Annotated in this window: 2 protein-coding genes; both read right to left on the reverse strand. The window is 44.8% G+C overall.

The genetic code is table 11. From position 1 onward, the window contains the following. Window positions 1–45 precede the first annotated feature (45 nt). A complete protein-coding gene (locus tag ACH2DQ_RS02375; RefSeq protein WP_395025436.1) occupies window positions 46–462 on the reverse strand; it encodes a hypothetical protein in 417 nt (138 codons plus the stop codon). Between the two features lie 4 nt (window positions 463–466). After that, a partial coding sequence (locus ACH2DQ_RS02380) for a response regulator (RefSeq protein WP_395025438.1) occupies window positions 467–2,058 on the reverse strand: 1,592 nt, incomplete at its 5' end.

The following is a 2,058-nucleotide window of genomic DNA, read 5'->3' on the forward strand; positions in this document are numbered from 1 at the left end:
AACGCATAAGCCGCAGGGAATGTTCGCAAAAGTTGTCTGCAGCTCTTACTTAACTGCCTTGGACTGAACCTCTTCCCTTTTTTTATCCGTAATATCCAGAATGTACTCAATATGCGCAGATTTGTCACCCCAGTCGATTATTTTACCGCTAAGCTGATAAGTGCGGTTATTGAGGGGACTGTGAAATTCTCGAACCATAAGCTCTTCCCGGCTCATGTCGCGTGCATGGCAGAATGGACACGGCTTCTCATAACCTGCCGCCTGATAACAAGTAATTCCATCAAATACCTGATTTTGAAAAAGTAAATCCCTAACCAGCTGATTGGCATACAGCAGTTCCATGTTCTCGGAAGCACTGACATAAATGCCTACAGGAGCATTGTCCAATATGGCTTCCATCTGATCCGTTGAGAGATCGCAATCCTGAATCATGCTGGCTTCCCCCTTTTTTAATCCACCCATTCCATCAGATCTCCTTTCCAAAGATAAAGTCATATAATGTCTGATACAGCCGGTCTGGTTCAATGGGTTTAGCCAGATGGGCATTCATTCCTGCTGCTTTACTTTTCTCAATGTCATCGTCAAAAGCATTGGCAGTCATGGCAATAATCGGTATGGTTTCGGCATCCACATTGCTCAGATGACGGATATTATTTGCCGACGTTAATCCATCCATCAAAGGCATTCGGATATCCATCAGGATGGCATCATAATATCCCGGTTCTGATTTACTGAACAATTCTATCGCCCGCAGGCCGTGTTCCGCCGTGTCAACGGTAAATCCCTTGTCCTCCAGCAACATGGCAGCCACCTCTGTATTAATCAGATTATCTTCCACTAGCAGCACACGTTTGCCGGTAAAATCATAATTGATTACCTCCTCCTGATGGGTCTGTTCTTCCTGTTCACCCAGTGCCTTGGTAAATGCAGAGACCAGTGAGGATTTAAACATTGGTTTACTCATCAGTAAATTTACGCCGGCAAGCTTCGCCTCATGTTCAATGGACAGCCAGTCATAAGCTGTCATAATAATAATAGTAACTTCCGGTCCTACAATCTCACGGATTCGGCGGGCAGTCTCTATCCCGTCCATTTCAGGCATTTTCCAGTCTATCAGGATCATATCATAATATTTTCCAATACCCCACAGCATTTTTACGCGGTCAATTGCCTTACGCCCGCTGTCCACCCATTCCGCCTTGATTCCGATTTCCTGAAGAGTGGTTATTGTGCTTTCACAGACAGCCACGTCATCATCTACCACCAGTGTTTTCAGGTGGGAGAAATTATAATTGGTTTTTTTCTGATTATGGCGCAGCTTCTCTTCCTCTGTAATGCCAAGCTTTACGTCTACAGTAAATTCCGATCCGATTCCTTTTATGGAACGAACAGTTATTTTACCATCCATCATATCCACAATGTTTTTGGAAATCGCCAGCCCCAGCCCGGTACCGCCATACAAAGCAGTTGTACCGGAACTCTCCTGTGAAAAAGGCTCGAAGATATGCACCAGATAATCTTCGCTCATCCCAACGCCGGTATCATTGATGATAAATCGCAGAACAGCATCATTCTTGGTCTTCCTTTGCAGTGCTGCTGAAAAAGTGACTTTACCGCTTTCGTTGGTAAATTTAATTGCATTGCTCAGAATATTAATCAATACCTGTTGCAGCTTCATGGCATCCCCTATGTAGTAGTCATCCAGAACCGGATCCACAATGCACTCATACTCCACACCTTTAGCCGCCGCCTGAGAATAACAGATAGAGTTCACCCCTGTTAAGAACTCTTCCACAGGTATCTTCTCTTTTTTCAGCAGCATCTTCCCGCTTTCTATCCGGCTCATGTCCAGAATATCATTGATCAGAGCCAGCAAAAAACGGGAAGAGATACCGATCTTGGAGATGCAGTCTGCCACCTGCTCATCATCACCGATAGAACGGGCTGCTATTGCACTCATACCGATAATTGCATTCATAGGAGTACGGATTTCATGGCTCATCCTGGAAAGAAAGTCAGATTTGGCAGCATTTGCCTGTTCAGCAGCAACTAATGCTG

This window comes from Robinsoniella sp., assembly GCF_034124845.1.